This is a genomic window from Dyadobacter sp. HNCC25DJ186, from assembly GCF_056895235.1.
In genome coordinates this window covers 135,894-153,939 of record NZ_JBXHAS010000013.1, presented here as the reverse complement: position 1 = coordinate 153,939, position 18,046 = coordinate 135,894, and the positions used below count along the sequence as shown (strand labels likewise).

At 40.2% G+C, this 18,046-nt stretch carries 14 protein-coding genes; 7 read left to right on the top strand and 7 right to left on the bottom strand.

Features of this window, described 5'->3' with window-relative positions; translation table 11 throughout:
* Window positions 1–6: 6 nt before the first annotated feature.
* The 3 genes from AC1XUO_RS26540 to AC1XUO_RS26530 all read right to left on the bottom strand — a co-directional run bounded on the left by AC1XUO_RS26540 (window position 7) and on the right by AC1XUO_RS26530 (window position 2,515).
* Window positions 7–1,104, bottom strand: coding sequence for a cytochrome-c peroxidase (locus AC1XUO_RS26540; protein ID WP_483332868.1), 1,098 nt, complete (start codon window positions 1,102–1,104; stop codon window positions 7–9).
* Window positions 1,105–1,164: 60 nt separating this feature from the next.
* Window positions 1,165–1,986 carry an MbnP family protein gene (locus AC1XUO_RS26535; RefSeq protein WP_483332867.1) on the bottom strand — a complete coding sequence of 274 codons (822 nt, stop codon included), beginning with the start codon at window positions 1,984–1,986 and terminating at the stop codon, window positions 1,165–1,167.
* A gap of 136 nt (window positions 1,987–2,122) precedes the next feature.
* Window positions 2,123–2,515, bottom strand: a complete 393-nt coding sequence (locus tag AC1XUO_RS26530) for a hypothetical protein (RefSeq protein ID WP_483332866.1) — start codon at window positions 2,513–2,515, stop codon at window positions 2,123–2,125.
* A gap of 355 nt (window positions 2,516–2,870) precedes the next feature.
* On the opposite strand from AC1XUO_RS26530, the gene AC1XUO_RS26525 reads away from it, so the two are divergent.
* From AC1XUO_RS26525 to AC1XUO_RS26515, 3 genes are all read left to right on the top strand, one after another.
* Window positions 2,871–5,705: a PQQ-dependent sugar dehydrogenase gene (locus tag AC1XUO_RS26525; RefSeq protein WP_483332865.1), complete on the top strand. Its 2,835-nt coding sequence runs from the start codon at window positions 2,871–2,873 to the stop codon at window positions 5,703–5,705.
* 33 nt (window positions 5,706–5,738) lie between these two features.
* The gene (locus AC1XUO_RS26520; protein ID WP_483332864.1) at window positions 5,739–6,674 is read left to right on the top strand and encodes a sugar phosphate isomerase/epimerase family protein; all 936 of its coding nucleotides are present in this window, start codon (window positions 5,739–5,741) and stop codon (window positions 6,672–6,674) included.
* 72 nt (window positions 6,675–6,746) lie between these two features.
* Window positions 6,747–7,724 (top strand): Rpn family recombination-promoting nuclease/putative transposase, encoded by a 978-nt coding sequence (locus AC1XUO_RS26515; protein ID WP_483332863.1) that lies wholly within the window; start codon window positions 6,747–6,749, stop codon window positions 7,722–7,724.
* Between the two features lie 138 nt (window positions 7,725–7,862).
* On the opposite strand, the gene AC1XUO_RS26510 is transcribed toward AC1XUO_RS26515, so the two are convergent.
* Both AC1XUO_RS26510 and AC1XUO_RS26505 read right to left on the bottom strand, forming a co-directional pair.
* Complete coding sequence (locus tag AC1XUO_RS26510; RefSeq protein WP_483332862.1) at window positions 7,863–8,780, bottom strand: NAD(P)/FAD-dependent oxidoreductase; 918 nt, start codon at window positions 8,778–8,780, stop codon at window positions 7,863–7,865.
* Window positions 8,781–8,847: 67 nt separating this feature from the next.
* A complete protein-coding gene (locus AC1XUO_RS26505; protein WP_483332861.1) occupies window positions 8,848–9,402 on the bottom strand; it encodes a TetR/AcrR family transcriptional regulator in 555 nt (184 codons plus the stop codon).
* Window positions 9,403–9,602: 200 nt separating this feature from the next.
* Here AC1XUO_RS26505 and AC1XUO_RS26500 point away from each other — a divergent pair, with 200 nt between their 5' ends.
* Together AC1XUO_RS26500 and AC1XUO_RS26495 are read left to right on the top strand one after the other, a co-directional pair.
* Complete coding sequence (locus AC1XUO_RS26500) at window positions 9,603–10,292, top strand: hypothetical protein (RefSeq protein WP_483332860.1); 690 nt, start codon at window positions 9,603–9,605, stop codon at window positions 10,290–10,292.
* 186 nt (window positions 10,293–10,478) lie between these two features.
* Entirely contained in the window at window positions 10,479–12,860 is a 2,382-nt protein-coding gene (locus tag AC1XUO_RS26495) for an ABC transporter permease (RefSeq protein WP_483332859.1), read from the top strand.
* A 35-nt stretch (window positions 12,861–12,895) separates the two neighbouring features.
* On the opposite strand, the gene AC1XUO_RS26490 is transcribed toward AC1XUO_RS26495, so the two are convergent.
* Window positions 12,896–13,837, bottom strand: a complete 942-nt coding sequence (locus tag AC1XUO_RS26490) for a proline iminopeptidase-family hydrolase (RefSeq protein ID WP_483332858.1) — start codon at window positions 13,835–13,837, stop codon at window positions 12,896–12,898.
* 233 nt (window positions 13,838–14,070) lie between these two features.
* Between AC1XUO_RS26490 and AC1XUO_RS26485 the strand changes: the two genes are divergently transcribed.
* Together AC1XUO_RS26485 and AC1XUO_RS26480 are read left to right on the top strand one after the other, a co-directional pair.
* Window positions 14,071–14,457 carry a response regulator gene (locus AC1XUO_RS26485; protein WP_483332857.1) on the top strand — a complete coding sequence of 129 codons (387 nt, stop codon included), beginning with the start codon at window positions 14,071–14,073 and terminating at the stop codon, window positions 14,455–14,457.
* A gap of 791 nt (window positions 14,458–15,248) precedes the next feature.
* Complete coding sequence (locus AC1XUO_RS26480) at window positions 15,249–17,204, top strand: M12 family metallo-peptidase (protein ID WP_483332856.1); 1,956 nt, start codon at window positions 15,249–15,251, stop codon at window positions 17,202–17,204.
* A gap of 187 nt (window positions 17,205–17,391) precedes the next feature.
* Here AC1XUO_RS26480 and AC1XUO_RS26475 read toward each other — a convergent pair whose 3' ends face one another.
* Entirely contained in the window at window positions 17,392–17,820 is a 429-nt protein-coding gene (locus tag AC1XUO_RS26475) for an SRPBCC family protein (protein WP_483332855.1), read from the bottom strand.
* Window positions 17,821–18,046 lie beyond the last annotated feature (226 nt).

The following is an 18,046-nucleotide window of genomic DNA, read 5'->3' as shown; positions in this document are numbered from 1 at the left end:
AATATGTTAAAAGGCGTTACCAATTCCCGGATCGGAAAAAGCATTATTTTTTATAAAATTATCGTCGCTAAGTGTTCTCAAAAACGCAATGATACTTTCCTTTTCGATATCTGTCAGGTTTAGGCCTGTTTTTCCACTTTTCTGAATAAATGCAGAGTCCAGCGTTGCCAAATTCGCTACCTTGTCGGTATAATGTTCAAGTACTTCACCCAGCGTTTTGTAGCGGCCGTCGTGCATATAAGGCGCAGTAAAACTCACATTTCGCAGACTCGGAACCTTGAAGGTATTTCGGTCTGATTCTTTGCGGGTAACATCAAACCGTCCAAGATCTTCGTTTTTCAAAGGCACCAGGCCATTGTTTCGAAAACTGTAATTGGTGAACAATTCGCCTTCGTGGCAGGAGCTGCAATTTTTCCGAAAAAGTATTAATCCTTCCTTCTCCTCCACAGAAAGTGCCGTTACGTCGCCCATCGCAAATTTGTCATACCGCGATTCTGCCGAAACCATTGTAGTCATAAACTGGGAAAGGGCTTTCATCATGCGTTCAGTCGTAATTTCAGGCGTGCCAAAAGCGGCTTTGAACATCTTTGGATAATCGACCGGAATTTTGGCTGATTTATTCGGTGTTAACCTCAGTTTCTCTAAAACATGATTAACTGTTTCTCCCATTTCTATTGGATTTTCAATCGGATTAAAAGGCACAAAATCCATATCGCGTACACCGCCATCCCAAAAGAAAAGCGGGTTCCAGGCCATGTTCTGAATCGAAGGCGTATTTCGCTTGCCGAGCTGATCATCAACACCATGGCTCAATTCGTGACCGTGATGTGTAAACGCCGATTGCTGTTGGTGACAAGTTCCACAGCCGATGACATTGGTCCGGGAAAGCATTCCATCATAAAACAAGAATTTTCCAAGTTCAACCCCTTCAACGGTTAATGGATTTTTTGATAGGTCATAAACGGGATCTGGAAAATTGGCAGGCTTTTTCCATACCAATGGCGTCGGAGCAGCATTTTCCGGCTCGACATTATCCTCCGATTTACATGCACCAACCATTAGAGTCAGCCACGCCGCTCCTGCCAATAATACCAAAACAGGCATTACAAAAACCTTTCGGAGTATTATATTACTAAATAATTTCACAGATTTTGACAGTTATAATCAATGAGCACTGGATGTCGGATGGATATGATCCAATGTGAACATCGTCGTTAAATTATTTGCCAGAGGCACAGTCAAAGCCGGCGTTGTAGCTTGCGGCAGACCTGCAATACTTACCTTTGTATTTCCGTCAAATATTTTCAGAATATTAATCAGAAGATGTGCTTCCGGCGATTTTGAAGTTGTTATGCTCGCCACAGTACCCGTAAATGGAATATTTATTGTTTTAATATTATTTGCGGTTTTTGTTGCTGCGCCTCCAAATCCTTTAATTTGGTACTCGAATTTCCCACTGGATGCTGACGCGGAAGTGCCTTCAAATTTTAAAAATGTATATCCGTCATTAGCACTTGTATACATGGCAGCACCCGGCTGACCAGCAGAAATATCTAAAACACCTTTGCGTTTCTCAGAAGCAGAAACCGTCCTGGCACTATCCACCCCTAATAAAAATGAAACACCGGAATAATCACCGACCGGAATATTCTCTAATCTGACCTCATACGAGTTTTTGTCCGAGGCGTTAATCAAAAAATAGCTGGAATCCTGTGGAATAACGTATTCGCCGCCATCTTTCCTTTGCAGTTTAAAATTAGAGACATAGTAGCTCAGAGCCGTTACCCGAAAACTCTCTCCACTTGAATTTTTATAGTTAGTATTGCTGAGCGCAAGAAGCTCATTACCAACCGTGTTATCAAAATAAAAAACGATGTCCCCTTTTCCTTCGGGATTTGTATCAGGCACAGCCTCATCAGAGCTGCAAGAAGAAAAGAGAAAGGTTGTAAACAGGAATATATAGATGAATGAAAATTCAACTTTCATAATATAAGGTTTAATCTGAAAACTCTAAGCGTGATAAATACAATCATTGAGCTCTCAGTTCGGCATGAACCAAAAAGCAATGAAAATCTGCCTTTTGAGCAAACTCAATTTTGTAAATACCTTTAAAATAAATCAGTTAAACCAGCGGCGGATGAAAAATATCAGCAATCGGATTGCGCGCTAAAAATGGAGAATTGTATTGGTAGTGAATGGAAGTAATAATTTCAAACGTAACCGGAGCTGCTGAAAACAACAAATCCCTGCTGTCCATGACCTGATAAATAAGATGTGACAAATAATCGTTTTCAGCCTGTCTGGCATCTTTTTCTTTGGCATCGGCGATACGTTTGGCAAGGTAACATTTACCGTTGCAATGCATCATCGGTTTATCGCGATTCACGCACAAATTGGCGACAATATAGTCCCGGCGAATTTCAAAGTCCAGATATAACAACGGAAGCACCCATGCTTTCACAAGCATCAGCGTTAGCAAACTCATTGCTATCCATTGTTTCTTAATACTTTTCAATTTGTATAAAAATAATTTCGCTTGTACATGTATTCAGAGGCTGCAAATATAATCAAGAATTGGTCACGATGTTTTTTAAGATAAAGTTATTTCCATTATTGTGCAAGACGAAGTGCGCAGGATCTGATTCATTTTAATACAAAATCAAGGATACATTTCTCTTCTGTTGAAAAAGGCACGATAATACCGTGCAGATTTCCACCCCGATAAGTTACTGATTATCAATATATTTTAAATTTAATACTAATACATGGAAAGAAAATTGCCGCATCGAGCATCTGACAGCTCTTCACATTTAACTAAATTTTCTTAAAATATTAGTATATTTCATGAGTGTTATTTTTAACCTTACTATATGATCAATCAATCCTCGATGTACCCCCGAATTCTTCGCTTTACAAAATTAAGTTTACAAGTCGCCGGGCTCGCATTCCTGGCCTCTTTCACTGTCCAGGACAGTCCCCCAAAGCCTGATGAAAGCAGGTTTACACCAGTTGTAGTTGCTGAGAACCTGGATGAACCCATGGTTTTTGAAGTATTAAAAGATGGATCTGCTTACATTATTGAAAGAAAAGGAGCGCTGAAAAAGTATAATCCAGCCACCAAATCAACAGATCTGATTGCTATGATTCCCGTCAATACGAAGTATACGGGTGCGGATGGCGTAGTAAAAGAAGCGGAGGAAGGATTGATGGGATTTACAATGGATCCGAATTATGAAAAAAATCACTGGATCTATCTCTATTACGCACACCCGACAGAGAAAAAACACATTCTTACACGCTGGGAAATTAGAGAAGACCAGTTGGTTGAGAGTTCAAAAAAGACAGTTTTAGAAGTTGAAACCCAACGAGAAGTTTGCTGTCATACGGGCGGCGGTATGACCTGGGACAAGTCTGGAAATCTTTATCTGACCGTCGGCAACAATACCGGAAATCAGAAAGCTGCTCAGACGGATGAGCGTGAGGGAAGAAGCAGTTGGGACGATCAGGGACATGCAGGAAATACGAATGATCTGAGAGGGAAAATTCTAAAAATCCATCCTGAGCCAGACGGCACGTATACAATTCCCGAAGGAAATCTTTTCCCAAAAGGAACGGCAAAAACGCGCCCTGAAATTTATTCTATGGGCCACAGAAATGCCTGGAGAATTGCTGTTGACAGCAAAACAGGTTATGTATATTGGGGTGAGGTTGGTCCTGATGCAAATGAAGATTCGGATATTGGACCGAGAGGTTATGACGAGTTAAATCAGGCGCGAAAACCGGGCAATTTCGGCTGGCCGTGGTTCGTTGCAGACAACCAGGCTTTTCCGGTTTATGATTATGCAGCGAATAAACCGTTGGAGAAAAAAGATCCGAATAATCTGATCAATTCTTCACCGAACAATACCGGATTAAAAGAACTGCCTTCAACAGCACCAAATTTCATTTATTACCCTTATGGTGTTTCTGAGAAATTCCCGTTGGTCGGCTCTGGTTCAAGAAGCGCAACCGGCGGACCGGTTTATCACAAATCTGATTTTGTAAATCCGAAACGTCCATGGCCTGCATATTATGAAAATAAATGGATCGCCGCCGACTTTTCGCGCGGCTGGATCATGGCGATATCGATGAAGGAAAATGGAGATTATGATTCTATGGAACGCGTGCTTCCGGGTTACCATCCGGTACAGCCGATAGACATTAAATTTGGCCCGGACGGCGATTTGTACATTCTGGAATATGGCAGTAACTGGTTCAGAAAAAGTGATAATTCCCGCTTGGTAAGAATTGAATATAATGGAGGAAACCGCAAGCCGATTGTACAGGTTTCGACGGATAAAAAAGGCGGAACGGTTCCATTTTCAGCGAAATTATCTTCCGAAGGAACAAAAGATTTTGATGGTGACGCTTTAAAATATAGCTGGAAAATAACCGGAGCTGGTGTTGCACCAAGAACTTTTGCCACAGCCAGTCCAACAGTTTCCTTTGCGAAATCGGGGGTCTACACAGCCAGTTTGACGGTAACAGATGCAAAAGGAGCAAGCAATACGCAATCATTAAAAATCGTGGCAGGTAACGAGCCGCCACAAGTTTCAGTGGATCTTGCCGGAAATAAAACTTTTTTCTTTGCTGATAAACCTATTGCCTATGCAGTAAATGTGAGCGACAAAGAAGATGGAAGTTTGTCGGACGGAAAAATTAAACCGGAACAGGTCGCGGTTAGTATTGATTATACTTCCGAAGGTTTTGATTATGCGGAAGTTATTCAAAGTCAGCGCAGTGTAGATGCATCCACGCAGTTTGCAGTTGCCCAGGTTCTAATGAGCAAAAGTGACTGTAAAGTTTGTCATCAGCCAAATACAAAATCGGTTGGCCCATCTTTCGCTGATATTTCGAATAAATACAAAGGCCAGTCCGGCGCGCTCGACAAACTTGTCAAAAAAGTTCTGGAAGGCGGATCGGGTGTCTGGGGAGAAGTTGCCATGGCGGCACATCCTGCCCTACCGGTTGCTGATGCAGAAGTCATTGTCAAATATATTTTGAACAGTACTGACAAAACGCTCAGCACGCTACCTATCAAAGGTGATTATAAACCAGAAATTCCAAAAGGTGATAATGGAAAAGGTTCTGTAATCATTCGCGCTGCATTTACCGATCGGGCCGTGAGCGGTGCAAAAACAATTCCGGCACAAACCTCTGAGGAAATGATAGTCTTGAGAAATCCGGAAGTATTTGCCGCAGAGGCTTCTATTTCCAAAGGCACGGAATTAAAGGCCCTGGGTGTGGCAGGTTTAGGTTTTAGCATGGTAACATTCAATGACAGCTATCTGGCATTACAGGACATCGATCTTTCGGGTATTGATCAACTTGAACTTGATGCCTCGGCGCAAAAAAGAGAGGGGAGCGTTGGAGGAACTGTCGAGGTAAGACTGGACTCACCAACAGGGCCTGTGGTAGGAACAGAAAAGGTTGAAATAGCGCCGGAGGTAGATATTGCGAAAGTAATGGCTGAAATGGAAAGTGAAAAGAAAAATGCGAAACCAGGAGAACCAGCCAAGCGTCGCAATCCATTTGCACGTCCGCCGGTCAAGATCAAACTGAAAGATACTACTGGAAAACATGATATTTATTTTGTGTTTAAAAACAATGACGCCAAGGCCATTCAGCCTTTGATGTCATTCTCCAAGATTAAATTTCAGCAATAGTCTAAATTATTTAACCTACTAATTTTCCTTTTTATGCACAATAACAGAAGGGGTTTTCTTAGAAAAGCGGGCGCATTGGCGGCAGGAAGTCTAGCCTTACCATATCTATCAGAAGCATCAGGAATAGCTGACTTATTTACAGCGGAAAAACCCGTTGGTATTCAATTGTTCACTGTTTTCGAGAAAATGAATAATGATCCGAAAGGTACACTTGAAAAAATTGCTTCCATCGGATATAAGGAAATAGAAACTGCATTCAGCTCGCGTGGAGGATATTATGGTTATAACCCAAAAGAATTTAAAAAACTGGCTGAAGACCTGGGCTTAAAGTGGCGTGCACATCATGCACTTGGAGCACCTTTTAAAATGCCACCCGGGCGGAAAATGCCAGTTGGCTCAGATGGAAAACCAATCACAATCCCAGTGATGATGAATCTTCGCGACAATTATCAGCAGCTGGTGGATGATGCGGCAGAAGCTCAGCTGAGTTTTCTGGTTTGTGCCAGTACGCCGGTCGGAACAATGGATGAGGTTAAAAATTCAATCGAAGTATTCCAAAAGACAGGAGAAGCCTCTAAAAAAGCCGGAATCGAATTTGCATATCACAACCATGCAACGGAATTTGATCCTGTTGAGGGAGGGAAAACAGCATATGAAATGGTTCTTTCACAGACAGATAAAGACCTCGTAAAAATGGAGCTGGATCTTGCCTGGGCCACCAAAGCCGGAAAAGATCCAGTTGCATTGTTCAAGGAACATCCGGGCCGTTTCCCGTTATGGCACGTGAAAGACATCAAGAAAGACCTTCAGACGATCACAGAAGTTGGTAATGGAGTGGTTGAGTTTAAACGAATATTTGATGCTGCGAAAATTTCAGGAATGAAATACTTCTTTGTCGAATATGACCTGGCGCCATCCTTTGATACAATTCAGACCTGTTATACTAATCTGACAAAAGTTATTGGTTAAATATTGAAACCTAAACCAAATTGTTACGTCTTAGAGAAGCCAGCTGTGAAAAGCTGGCTTCTCTTTTTTACTATGACAAAATTACTAATCAGACGTACTGACGACGCTTTATGGAAAGGATTGCTCGAAAATATCTTCGACGACTTTCTAAGATTTTTCTTTCCCAATGCCGATGAGGTTTTTGATATAAAGAAAGGATTCACTTATCTGGATAAAGAACTTTCCGTTCTATTTCCAGCTGAGGAGAGTAAAGCGCCGAAACATGTTGACAAACTGGTAAAGGTCCTGACGAAGAAGGGCGAAACCAAATGGATTTTAGCCCACATCGAGGTTCAGGGACAGAAAGACAAAGATTTTGCGCTCCGGATGTTCACTTATTATTATCGTATTCTGGATCGTTATCGCGCCCCGATTACTGCGATAGCAATATTTACTGACTCGAATAAATCCTATCATATCAATAGTTATGAAACCAGCTTTATGGGGACAGTGAATTCTTTCAAATTCAATACCTGCAAAGTGCTAGACCAGGACGAAAAACAGCTTGAAGATGACGACAACCCTTTTTCGATCGCAATACTAACAGTTCTTCTCGGTTTGAAAAGTAAAAGATTGAACGACGAGCAATTATTTAATCTGAAATTCAGACTTCTCAGAAACTTGTACAGGCGCAATATTCCAAAGAAAAAAATTGACGGGCTATTGTTATTTTTACAACTTTATGTTCGTTTTGAAAACAAGGATTATAAAGTTAAATTTGAGCAGGTGATTGAAGAATTAACTGAAAACAAAAATACTATGGGAATCAGGGAATTTGTTTTAGACAGAGCGAAAAAAGAAGGAATTGAGGAAGGAATAATGCAAGGAAAACATAAGGGAAAAGCAGAAGGGCTGGAAGAGGGTTTGCAACAAGGAATATATTTAAAGAGCCTGGATGTCACGAAATCACTTCTTTCCGAAACAACTTTTGATGATGAAAAAATTGCGGGAATGGTTGGTGTTGATGTGAGCTTTGTGAAGAAACTTAGAAATGAAATTTTTAAACCTTGACAATAACAAAACGGTATCTTTCTGCTCTTTGCCTCAGAAAAAATTCTGCATTCACCAGAATTTCTCTGAGACATGGACAGACTAATAAATTCTATAATGCTCAATGTAATTTTGACTTTTTCTCAGCTTAAATTACACTCAAATAATATCCTGAAATTTCTCTTCAATAAGATCCTTGTTGATAGAGGCTCCGGCCATCGTTCCTGCTGCCGTCGCCAAAGCCACTGAGCGAAATGCCCATGTAATATCTCCTGCGGCATAAACCCCGTCCACTGATGTCCTTTTAAATTCATCAACCTTGACGTATCCCATATCGTCGAAAGCGCAATTCAGTTTGATCGGAATATCGGCATGCTGGGTGAAAGGAATTTTAGCATATAAAGCATCTAACTCCTGAAAACTGCCATCGTAAAATACTATCCGTTTCAGATATCCTGCCTCGTGAACAAGTTCGCTAATTTCCGTTTCAACGATCTTAAAATCGGGATTTTTCAATTTTTGAAAAATCGATTTATCAAAAATTGGTGCTCCGTTTGTGAAAAGCGTCAGTTTTTGCGTCCAGTTATCAATCAGCTTGACAAATTCAAATGCCATTTCATGGTTAAGCAGTATGCCGGTATTTTGATTCCGGTATTCATACCCGTGACAATATGGACAATGAATCACTGAAATTCCCCAGCATTCTGCAAATCCGGGAATCGACGGCATAATGTCTTTTACCCCCGTGGCCAAAAGAATTTTCCTCGCAAAATAGCGGTTTCCGAGCGCAGTCTGAACCGTAAAATTGTTGTTTTCTCCCGATATCTCATTTACCAAATCGGCTTCCAAACTAACAGTTGGATAAGCCAGAACCTGATCTTTTGCCAAAGCAGAAATCTCAGCCGGAGTCTTTCCATCCTGCGTTAGAAAATTATGCGAATGCGGCGTTTGGGCATTGCACGGTTTTCCTGCATCAATTATTAAAACCTTACGAATGGCCCTCCCTAAAGCCATAGCTGCTGACAGACCGGCAAAACTTCCACCAACAATGATCACATCAAAATTATTATTATCCATATCAAATTATTTTGTCTCTATTAGTGTATATTTTTCTCGTTTCTGAGACATTATTTTGCAAAAAAATTTAAGCAAGAATACCCTTGCTAAGGGAATGCCAGGCAAATTTTTTAATATTGTTTTTTGCCACACTTCCAGCTTTCTCCGAATTAATTGCAGCTGTGACGACTCCGGTCATCAGCATCTCAATCCACTCCATAGTCAAAGATTCATCCAATAACTTCGCGTTCTTCAGTTCGTCCAACGTGCTTTTGAATTTGTTGAAAGTCCGGTCGTAGTTTTTACAATCTTTGTTATGTTGCGAATGAGTATGATGCTCGTTATTGTGCAATCTCCGTAAAAAAGAAAACTTCACACCACAATCAATTGCCGCATAAAGCATGTTTTCAAATCGCTCCAAAGGATCCTTGAAATCGGCATGCACAGCTTCCATTGCTTTTCTGCAACTTTCCTGCATTACACTTTGGCATGCGTTGACAAGGTCCTGCCGATCTGAGAAATAACGATGTAACGTTCGTCTGGTAACTTCTGCACCGTCTGCAACGATTTCCAACGGCGCGGAATAATCCTCATTAAAAATAGTAATTGCCGCGTCGATGATCTTTTGTTTCGTGTCCTTCATTTTAATTTATTTACTCGCAAAACTATGACATTTTTCTCATATATGTGACATATTATTGTAATTATATTTGCTTTGAGAAAACTAATTCAATTCGTAGCATTTCGAGATTGCAGGAATTCATCAATTACAAAGTTTGGTTAGATTCCAACCAAATCAGACAGCTTATTGTCACTGATGATAAACCAAAAATCTATTAGCTCATGAAAATTACCCTGATCATCGCCAGTGCTCTCCTCTTTTTTGTTAGTAGTTGTATTAAAGACACTGCGGACATACCGCCGGTTGTTTGTGACTGTCCACCCCAAACGCAGCTTATAGGGACTGACAGTCTCATGTCAGGCAGTTATCTGGGAGTTAAAATTAATGCTACGGGCGAGCATACATATTCTGCGCTTCAAAAACTAAGTGACACGCTTGACTTAAAATATATAAATATTGTCGGCAATATCTTTACGGATGTGAGTCAATTGCAGGATCGGATTCCACTTTACCAATCTATATTCCTTGATGAACAAAAAGGGACAGATATGGGTGTACAAATTTCGTTTAAGGATAATAAAGTTTCAGCTATTTATTTAAACAAAGGGACAAGACTTACGCGTTGGCCATCGAATGGAAATGCAGATACAGCAATACAAAACGGAGATAACGTAGAGATTTTATACAGAAAATTGGTAAAGATAAGTCAGCTCAGTGCCTACCGGAATAAATTCGAACGCATCTCGATGTTTACCAAAGATCTTACCACAAACTACGATCCGATGATGAAAAACGCTCCAAACTGGTATTTTGCCTACACTTTTGGCAACAAAATGATGGACGTACTTCACCTTGATTTTAAGGATGGGAAAATTATTAAAATTAAGATCAGTCATTACCAGGGATTTTGAGATAAAAAACTATTACTTCAAATCCAGAATAAACACCCGGCAAGTACGTGCTGATTTTTTCAGCCAGCTGATAATCAAAGAAATATTCGCTGCGGGACAGTTATATCAAGAGGATAAAATACTTTAAATACAAGATACGAATCACCGCTTCATTCCTGATCAGAACCATTTTTACAGTGCTCGCCCATGATAAAAAATCACTTAAAAATTGCTTTGCGGAATCTTTGGAAGCATAAAATATTCTCTCTGATCAATATTTTAGGCTTGTCTGTCGGCATGTGCGCATGTTTTCTCATTGCCCTTTATGTTTCTTTTGAGTTAAGTTATGATACCTTTCATACCAAAGCTGATCGGATTTTCAGGCTGGTGACCGATATAAAAACTCCTTCCGAAACCTTAAAAGTTGATGTAAGTACATGGTCTACGGCGCCATCTCTGAAAAATGATTTCCCGGAAGTTAAGGCTTTTACAAGAATAAATGCAGCCAATCTCCATATCCGGAAAGGCAACGTCCTGTTTAAAGACGAAAAGGCCTTCTTCGCAGATTCCAGTTTGTTTGATGTTTTTGATTTTAAACTTATCCAGGGAAACTCTGCAACCGCACTGAAAGAGCAGCTGAGTATTGTGTTAACTGAAAAAACAGCAAAGAAATATTTTGGGAAAAATGACCCGATCGGACAAATACTGACTTTGTCACGCGACAATTTGAGTGCGACAGTTACCGGCGTCATGAAAGATATTCCAGCCAATTCTCATATTAAGGGAGATATGTTCATCTCCATGTCCACCTTTACGCAAAGACTGAACAAAGACCTGGACCGGGATTGGAGTGACTTTGGCGCCGTCTCTTATTTATTATTGAAACCGGGCACTTCGACGAGGTCACTTGAAAATAAATTCTTTCCTTTTCTGGAAACCCATGCTGGAAAAATGTTCCGTGAGGCAAAAGTCCGGTATATACTAACGCTTGAACCATTGCTGGAAATTTACCTTCATTCCACACGCGGTGATCACGAAAAAGGTAGCGCATCAAACAATTACATTTTTTCGGCCATTGCAGTTTTTATCATGTTGATCGCATGTATCAATTTTATAAATCTTTCAACTGCCCGCTCCGCCGAAAGAGCAAAAGAAGTGGGTATAAGAAAGTCATTCGGAGCAAGCAAAAATTTACTGGCAAGACAGTTCATTTCCGAATCGATACTTGTAAGTATGGCTGCTTTCTTTCTTGCCATAATATTTGCATCGATCCTGATCCCTTCCTTTAATAATCTGGCGGGAAAAACGATCAGCGATGGCATTTTTGGGAATATCTCATTTTTGATTTTCTTGTTTTTTACTGCCATTGCCATTGGTGCATGTGCCGGAATTTGTCCGGCTTTTGTCTTATCTTCTTTTGACCCAGTTCATGTCCTAAAAGGCCGTTTCACAACAAGTTTCAAAGGAATTCTTTTGAGGAAAGGACTTGTAACGATTCAATTTTCGATATCAATAATTTTAATTATCGGTACACTCGTAGTGTATACCCAGATGACATTTTTACGAACGCGTGATCTTGGTTTCAGAAAAGATCAGCTGCTGGTAATCCGGGCAGAAGTAAATCAAAACGGCGCAGCTTTACGGGAATCAATTTCCGGATTATCAGGCGTTGAATCGATCGCAGCATCTTCCAGTGTGCCGGGAGACGGATATGATGGAGCTTATTCTGAAATAGAAAATAAAAGCGGCGCTTTTCAGGTGGCGCATTTAGGATTGTATATGGTTGATTTTGAATACTTCCCTCAGTTTAAGCTTAAAATGGCGGAGGGAAGAAACTTTTCAAAAGATCAAGCCACAGATTCCACAAGCGCGATGATTATCAATGAGACAGCCGCTAAGCTGTTTGGATATAAAAATGCATCGGAAGCAGTTGGTAAAAAATTTAAACAGTGGGGAAGAGAAGGCAGGATCATTGGTATCGTAAAAGATTTTCATTTTGCTTCATTACATGAGACGATCAAACCCCTGACCATACGTATTGATCCCTCTGAAACGCCGTTTCTTTCTGTGAAGTTGAATGCGAAAAATATTCAGAACACGGTTGCTTCAATCGAGAAACTATGGAAGACCTACTTACCAGACCAGCCTTTCAACTACTACTTTCTGGATGAGTTTTTTGATCGGCAATATCGCCGCGAAGATCGTTTTGAAAAATTATTTTTCAACTTTGCTTTACTGGCGATCTTCATTTCCTGTCTTGGTTTGCTTGGTCTTGCATCTTACAGCACAATGCAGCGAACCAGAGAAATCGGCATCCGCAAAGTTTTGGGAGCTTCAACAGAAAGTATCGTCGGACTTTTGTCAAAAGATTTCCTAAAACTTGTATTGCTTTCGTTCGTTTTTGCTTCTCCGGTAGCCTGGTATGCAATGAACTTGTGGCTGCAAAAATTCGCTTACCAAATCGATATCCAGTGGTGGATTTTTCCAGCGGCAGCAACGATTTCGGTACTTGTCGCCTTCGCTACGATCAGTTTTCACAGTGTGAAAGCGGCAATTAGAAATCCTGTGAAAAGTCTAAAAACGGACTGACACAGGTTGCTTCATTTAGGAATCTTCGCTGATGATTATTTGACCTTATTCAGGAAATCCCTGATCGCTTTCAGATATGCCTCGGGATTATCCCGCACCTTATTGTGTCCCGCGTTTTCTATGATCACAACGTTTGCACCCGGGATTTCTTTTTGAAACTCGTACATTGTTTCAGGGCGCGCCTCATCAAAGCGACCTGCTATGAAAAGAACTGGCTCCTTGATTTCATGCAAACGTTCGGCTCTTTCAAATGATTTGAGCGTTCCTGTTGCATTGAATTCTGTCGGGCCCCACATATACCGATAAATTTCCTTGTTAGATTTCGCCGACTTCTCGCAGTCTGGAACGGGAATCCGCGCGCCTGGCTTTCTGCTTAGATACTGAATATTAAATGAATCCGTTGCCGCGACATAGGATTTATGATCGTACATTTTAAGGCCTTCATATTTTTGTATCGTATCCTGCACAGGCCGGGAAAGCTGTGACAACAAAATTTTCGCGTCACGCATCCAGCGCGAGGTACTGATTAACGGGCCCGCAAAAATTACCGACCTTACACCTTCCGGTTTCAGTGAAAGCATATATTCCACCGCCACTGAACCTCCCCATGAACTTCCCAGAATATTTACGTCTTTTAGATCAAGCTCTTTCCTCAATGCCGAAATTTCATCCACAAATCTTGGTAACTGCCAAAGCGTAGTGTCCGATGGCCGGTCGGAATGCCCTGAACCCAGCTGATCATAGAAAATAATGGGCCTGTCGTTACCCAATATCGAATAGGCGGGAATGCCGTCGCAACTCCTACTTCCCGGCCCGCCATGGATCAGCAAAAGTGGAACGCCCTTTCCCGAACCCACGACTTTATACCATATACGCCCACCTTTGACCTCAACAAAACCTTCGCCTGGAACAAGTCTTTTGATGGTGCTTCCCGTGAGCAGAAAAGTTACGAATAGTAAAACGCTGAAAAATCTCATGAAAATATTTCTACAAAATATGAATACACTTTTTTCAATTCCGGTACTTGAAAGATATAAATCTTCCGGATTGGCTAATTTTTTCTATCTCAGGCGAAATGGCCCGCATTAAATATCCGAATTAACACTGACATTTTCAAAGTCACCAAAGTCAGGATGATACGTTAATAACAGATCCCTTGATTTACAATTTCTTTACCGTAAATTAGTACTATAAACATTCTCCAATTCAGATGTTGTATCAAAATATCTTACTGATCGATGACGACGAAGATGATCTGGAAATTTTTCAGGCCGCATTGCAGTCTGTAACTTCATCGGTGGAATGTCGTGCATTCGATAAGCCAAGTGAGGCTTTGGCTAAATTATCAGCAAAAACCCTTACTCCCGACCTCATTTTTCTGGATCTTAATATGCCGATAATCAGCGGGCAGGAATTTCTAATCAAAATAAAAAAGGATGATTTTTTGAGAGATATTCCAGTTATTGTTTTTTCAACTTCTTCCAGTAAAAGTGTTGCCGAAGAAGCCAAAAACCTGGGCGCACTGGCATTTATTACCAAGCCCGACAATTTTGAAGATTTAAAAAGTCTGTTAAAAGCTCAACTCGGTTTGTCGTAATCTAGTTTGTTGACATCTCAATACGTTTCACAGCGCAAATACCATATCGCGGAAGATTCCACGAAATAACAATTCTACTTCAGATCGATTTGCGTAAAAATAACACCAGAAATGTATAGATTAATAATGATGGAAATCAACGTGGACATGGCATCAACTGTGCACAGATTTCTTTGTTCCAAACCCAAACCGTAGATTAATTTAAGATCATGCGTTAGAAGTGCAGAAAATTCGGATAATAGTCAAAACCAATCCCGAAAACACTCTTTAAACATATCCCAAAATCCCGGAATAATTAAATTTGATAAAAATCAGATTTAAAGGGTGCCAGTTAATTAGTATATCTACAAATGTTGCTCTGCCAAATAATGTTTGTACTACTGCAAGTTAAATCAAGTAACATAATCGGTTACATATAGAAATTTATATTTCACGAAGCAAAAAGAAGTATAATCGCTTAAAATCAGAAAGTTATCTAACATTTCCATTTAAAATATTAAGTCGACAGCCATCCAATAAATCACTTGTAAGGCTTGAAGTAAGGAATTCTACAAACGAGTAGTATTGTATATATTTTAATGAAAATTGTATAAAAATTTGATTGCAATTCCGACTTTCTTCTTTTACTTAGTTTCAGGCATGGCAAAACCACCTAAAAGTTCAAAAATCAAACTTTTTCGTAGAATTACTTTAATCGGTAATATGCCGGCTTACGTAAACCCAATTTAAAAATTTTACAGAATTTAATTGAATTCTGAATTCCGTCTATTTCTATCAGTTTTACTCGAATTATGAAAAATCTTTTTCTTGTTTTTTGCTTCCTTAGTCAGGTTGCAAATGCTCAGATCGTACCTCAACTAAACGTTCCTGCAAAACTTAACCACTCGGAGATCCAAAAGCTCGATGGGCTGGTTAAAGTTTTAAATGTAATACAACTGGAACCTGCTGCACTAAACAATTTTGTAAAAAGAAATCCCCTGCAAGCCAGGTTAAAACTTGCAGTATCAACCAACCTTACGCTGGATCTCACGCTACAACAAACTGAAATCAGAACAGCTGATTATAAGTCTGTTATGACTACCGAAAGCGGAGAAATTACTGATAATTCAACCGCAGTTTGCAATACTTATTCAGGTTATGCCAATAATGATCCATCTCAGTTTGTTCGTTTATATATTGACAACGATCAAATAAAAGGTATCGTAAGTGACGGAAATGCAGGTTTTTATGCGATTGAGCCCTTAGCAGATATTACAAGAACACAAGATACCGAAAATCGTTATGTTATATTCAATGTCGCTGATGTTCAGCAGATTGATGGAAAATGTGGCCTGGATGAGCCAATAAGTCAGGCGGTAAGCAAAGCACAGGCTTCTGCCAGAACTTCTGAAACTTTCAACAATGAATGCCGTATTCTTGAAGTGGCTACGGACGCTGATTTTGAGTACTTCAAAAACAATGGCAAAAACACGAATGCACGTATCCTGAACGATATGAATATTGTGGCGGGAATTTATATGAGTACTTTTAACATCCGTCTTATGGTTAATTATCAGCACGTTTACACCACAGCAAACGATCCTTACACCTCAACGGATCCTTCAAAGCTGTTAAAGGAATTCACGAACTACTGGAATAAAAACAGGACCGAAGTAAAAAGAGATGTAGCGCATTTGTTCACATCTAAGTTTCTGGAAGCCTTTACATTAGGCATTGCAAACAAAGGGGTGATTGGGAAAACACCAAATATGGCCTATTCGCTTACCTACGGTACCTCAAATGAATATCTTACCGTGGCGCACGAAATTGGACATAATTTTAACGCATCTCACCCGACAGACGCAAAATCCGGATGCTCGACAACTACTAAAACGATCATGTGCAGCGGACTGGATAAAGCACTGGCATTCTCTGACTTCTCACAGGCTGAAATAAATGATTGGATAACCGCGAACGGAAAGGCTTTGCTGACCTCAGAATATGCTTTTGAAGTACTCGGAGATTCTACATTGTGTTCCGCCACTTCTACGTACAGGATGAATTTACTGGGTGTTCCGGCAACCTGGTCTAGCAGCAACGAATCTGTGCTTACAATCGATGTAACAACAGGCTTGGCTAAACGGGTTGGAACAAAATCTGGTGAAACCACAATAACAGCAAGCATCGACGTATGTGGCAGACCGTTAATATTTACAAAAGTAATTTATGTTGGGATTCCAAGTGTTACTACAACCCTTACTACGGTTGATACTTATGGTATTGTCGCAGTAAATACGACAGAAATAATTCACTCAACTTACAATTGGTTTCTTGACGGAACGCTTGTGAAATCAGGGTTTGAAAACGCTGTTAAAATAAATGGCGGTATGTGTGGCACGAGCCACTTCATCCAGGGCAACATAACGAATGCATGTGGCACAACGCCGCTTTCTGAAAAACTGGAATACAATTGGAAATGCACAAACACCGGCGCAATTGTTTATCCAAACCCTGCGACGAATGTTATCAATGTAGATTTCGAAAGCGAAACTGCTGAAACGGAATTACCGAAAGAGATTTTACTTTTCAATGAGAAGTCTACATTGGTACGGTCAATAGCTAATTCAGGCGATACAGCAAGCGTCATTGCGGCCAGGAGAACACAGTTTGATGTAGCGACCCTTCCCCGCGGAACTTATTATGTTTATGTGATACCAACAAAAGATTCAGGTAGAAAAACAGAAGTCAAAAGAGTTGTAATAAGATAATATCCGATTATCGCAGATTAGGTTATCCGGCAAGTCGCTTTTATACAAGACCAAACAAAGAATTAATAGTCAGCACATCAGCCCTGGTAAATTGTCAGAGACGTGAAATTTCAATATTGCAGAAAAAAAAACAGGTCATTGGGCTAACCAATAACCTGTTAAGGATAAAATTAATTTTCGAAAAACGTTAAACGGCAGTTTCAACATAATTTTTGAAATTGTCCAGAATGGCTTGCCATCCGTCTCTCTGCAAATCGACTGAATTCTCACTTTCCGGATCAAATGTCTCCGTAACTGTTGTGACGTTATCCCCACTTTCGAAGGAGATACTCACTTTTCTGCCATCGCCAAGAACGTATTCAATTAATTTATAGGTTTGTACATCAGTATAAATACCTTCAAAATCAAAGCTCATGCTTCCGTCTTTTGCGGCCATCGTTGTCTTAAATTTTCCGTCAATTCGGAGATCATTTTCGGCATAAGGCGCATGCCAGTCGTCCGATGCAAAAGTCCATTTTATTATATGCTGCGGTTCAGTCCAGAATTCCCAGACTTTCTTTGTTGGCGCGTTGATCAAAACCTGAACAGTGATTACCGGTGTGTTTTTAGCTTCCATTTTAATATCTTTTGAGGTGAATGTTTCTGATTTTCTATTACAAAGGTAAACCCACGACCTCTGTTGAACACTGTACAATTACGACATTTAGAGGTCACTTTACGACCAAATAAATCCGGTAAACTATCTATTTTCGCTCCAATCTTATGCCAACATCTTAAATACTGATTAATTACGCATCTCTGCTCGTTCAACCCGGCCTCAGGTTTTATCGTCATAGGGAACA

What these genes read in the sequence shown, in the direction of transcription:
- AC1XUO_RS26505 (WP_483332861.1), bottom strand. Translation starts at nt 9,402, where the DNA reads ATGAAGGACACGAAACAAAAGATCATCGACGCGGCAATTACTATTTTT.
- AC1XUO_RS26540 (WP_483332868.1), bottom strand. Translation starts at nt 1,104, where the DNA reads ATGCCTGTTTTGGTATTATTGGCAGGAGCGGCGTGGCTGACTCTAATG.
- AC1XUO_RS26480 (WP_483332856.1), top strand. Translation starts at nt 15,249, where the DNA reads ATGAAAAATCTTTTTCTTGTTTTTTGCTTCCTTAGTCAGGTTGCAAAT.
- AC1XUO_RS26500 (WP_483332860.1), top strand. Translation starts at nt 9,603, where the DNA reads ATGAAAATTACCCTGATCATCGCCAGTGCTCTCCTCTTTTTTGTTAGT.
- AC1XUO_RS26495 (WP_483332859.1), top strand. Translation starts at nt 10,479, where the DNA reads ATGATAAAAAATCACTTAAAAATTGCTTTGCGGAATCTTTGGAAGCAT.
- AC1XUO_RS26525 (WP_483332865.1), top strand. Translation starts at nt 2,871, where the DNA reads ATGATCAATCAATCCTCGATGTACCCCCGAATTCTTCGCTTTACAAAA.
- AC1XUO_RS26520 (WP_483332864.1), top strand. Translation starts at nt 5,739, where the DNA reads ATGCACAATAACAGAAGGGGTTTTCTTAGAAAAGCGGGCGCATTGGCG.
- AC1XUO_RS26515 (WP_483332863.1), top strand. Translation starts at nt 6,747, where the DNA reads ATGACAAAATTACTAATCAGACGTACTGACGACGCTTTATGGAAAGGA.
- AC1XUO_RS26475 (WP_483332855.1), bottom strand. Translation starts at nt 17,820, where the DNA reads ATGGAAGCTAAAAACACACCGGTAATCACTGTTCAGGTTTTGATCAAC.
- AC1XUO_RS26510 (WP_483332862.1), bottom strand. Translation starts at nt 8,780, where the DNA reads ATGGATAATAATAATTTTGATGTGATCATTGTTGGTGGAAGTTTTGCC.
- AC1XUO_RS26535 (WP_483332867.1), bottom strand. Translation starts at nt 1,986, where the DNA reads ATGAAAGTTGAATTTTCATTCATCTATATATTCCTGTTTACAACCTTT.
- AC1XUO_RS26490 (WP_483332858.1), bottom strand. Translation starts at nt 13,837, where the DNA reads ATGAGATTTTTCAGCGTTTTACTATTCGTAACTTTTCTGCTCACGGGA.
- AC1XUO_RS26485 (WP_483332857.1), top strand. Translation starts at nt 14,071, where the DNA reads ATGTTGTATCAAAATATCTTACTGATCGATGACGACGAAGATGATCTG.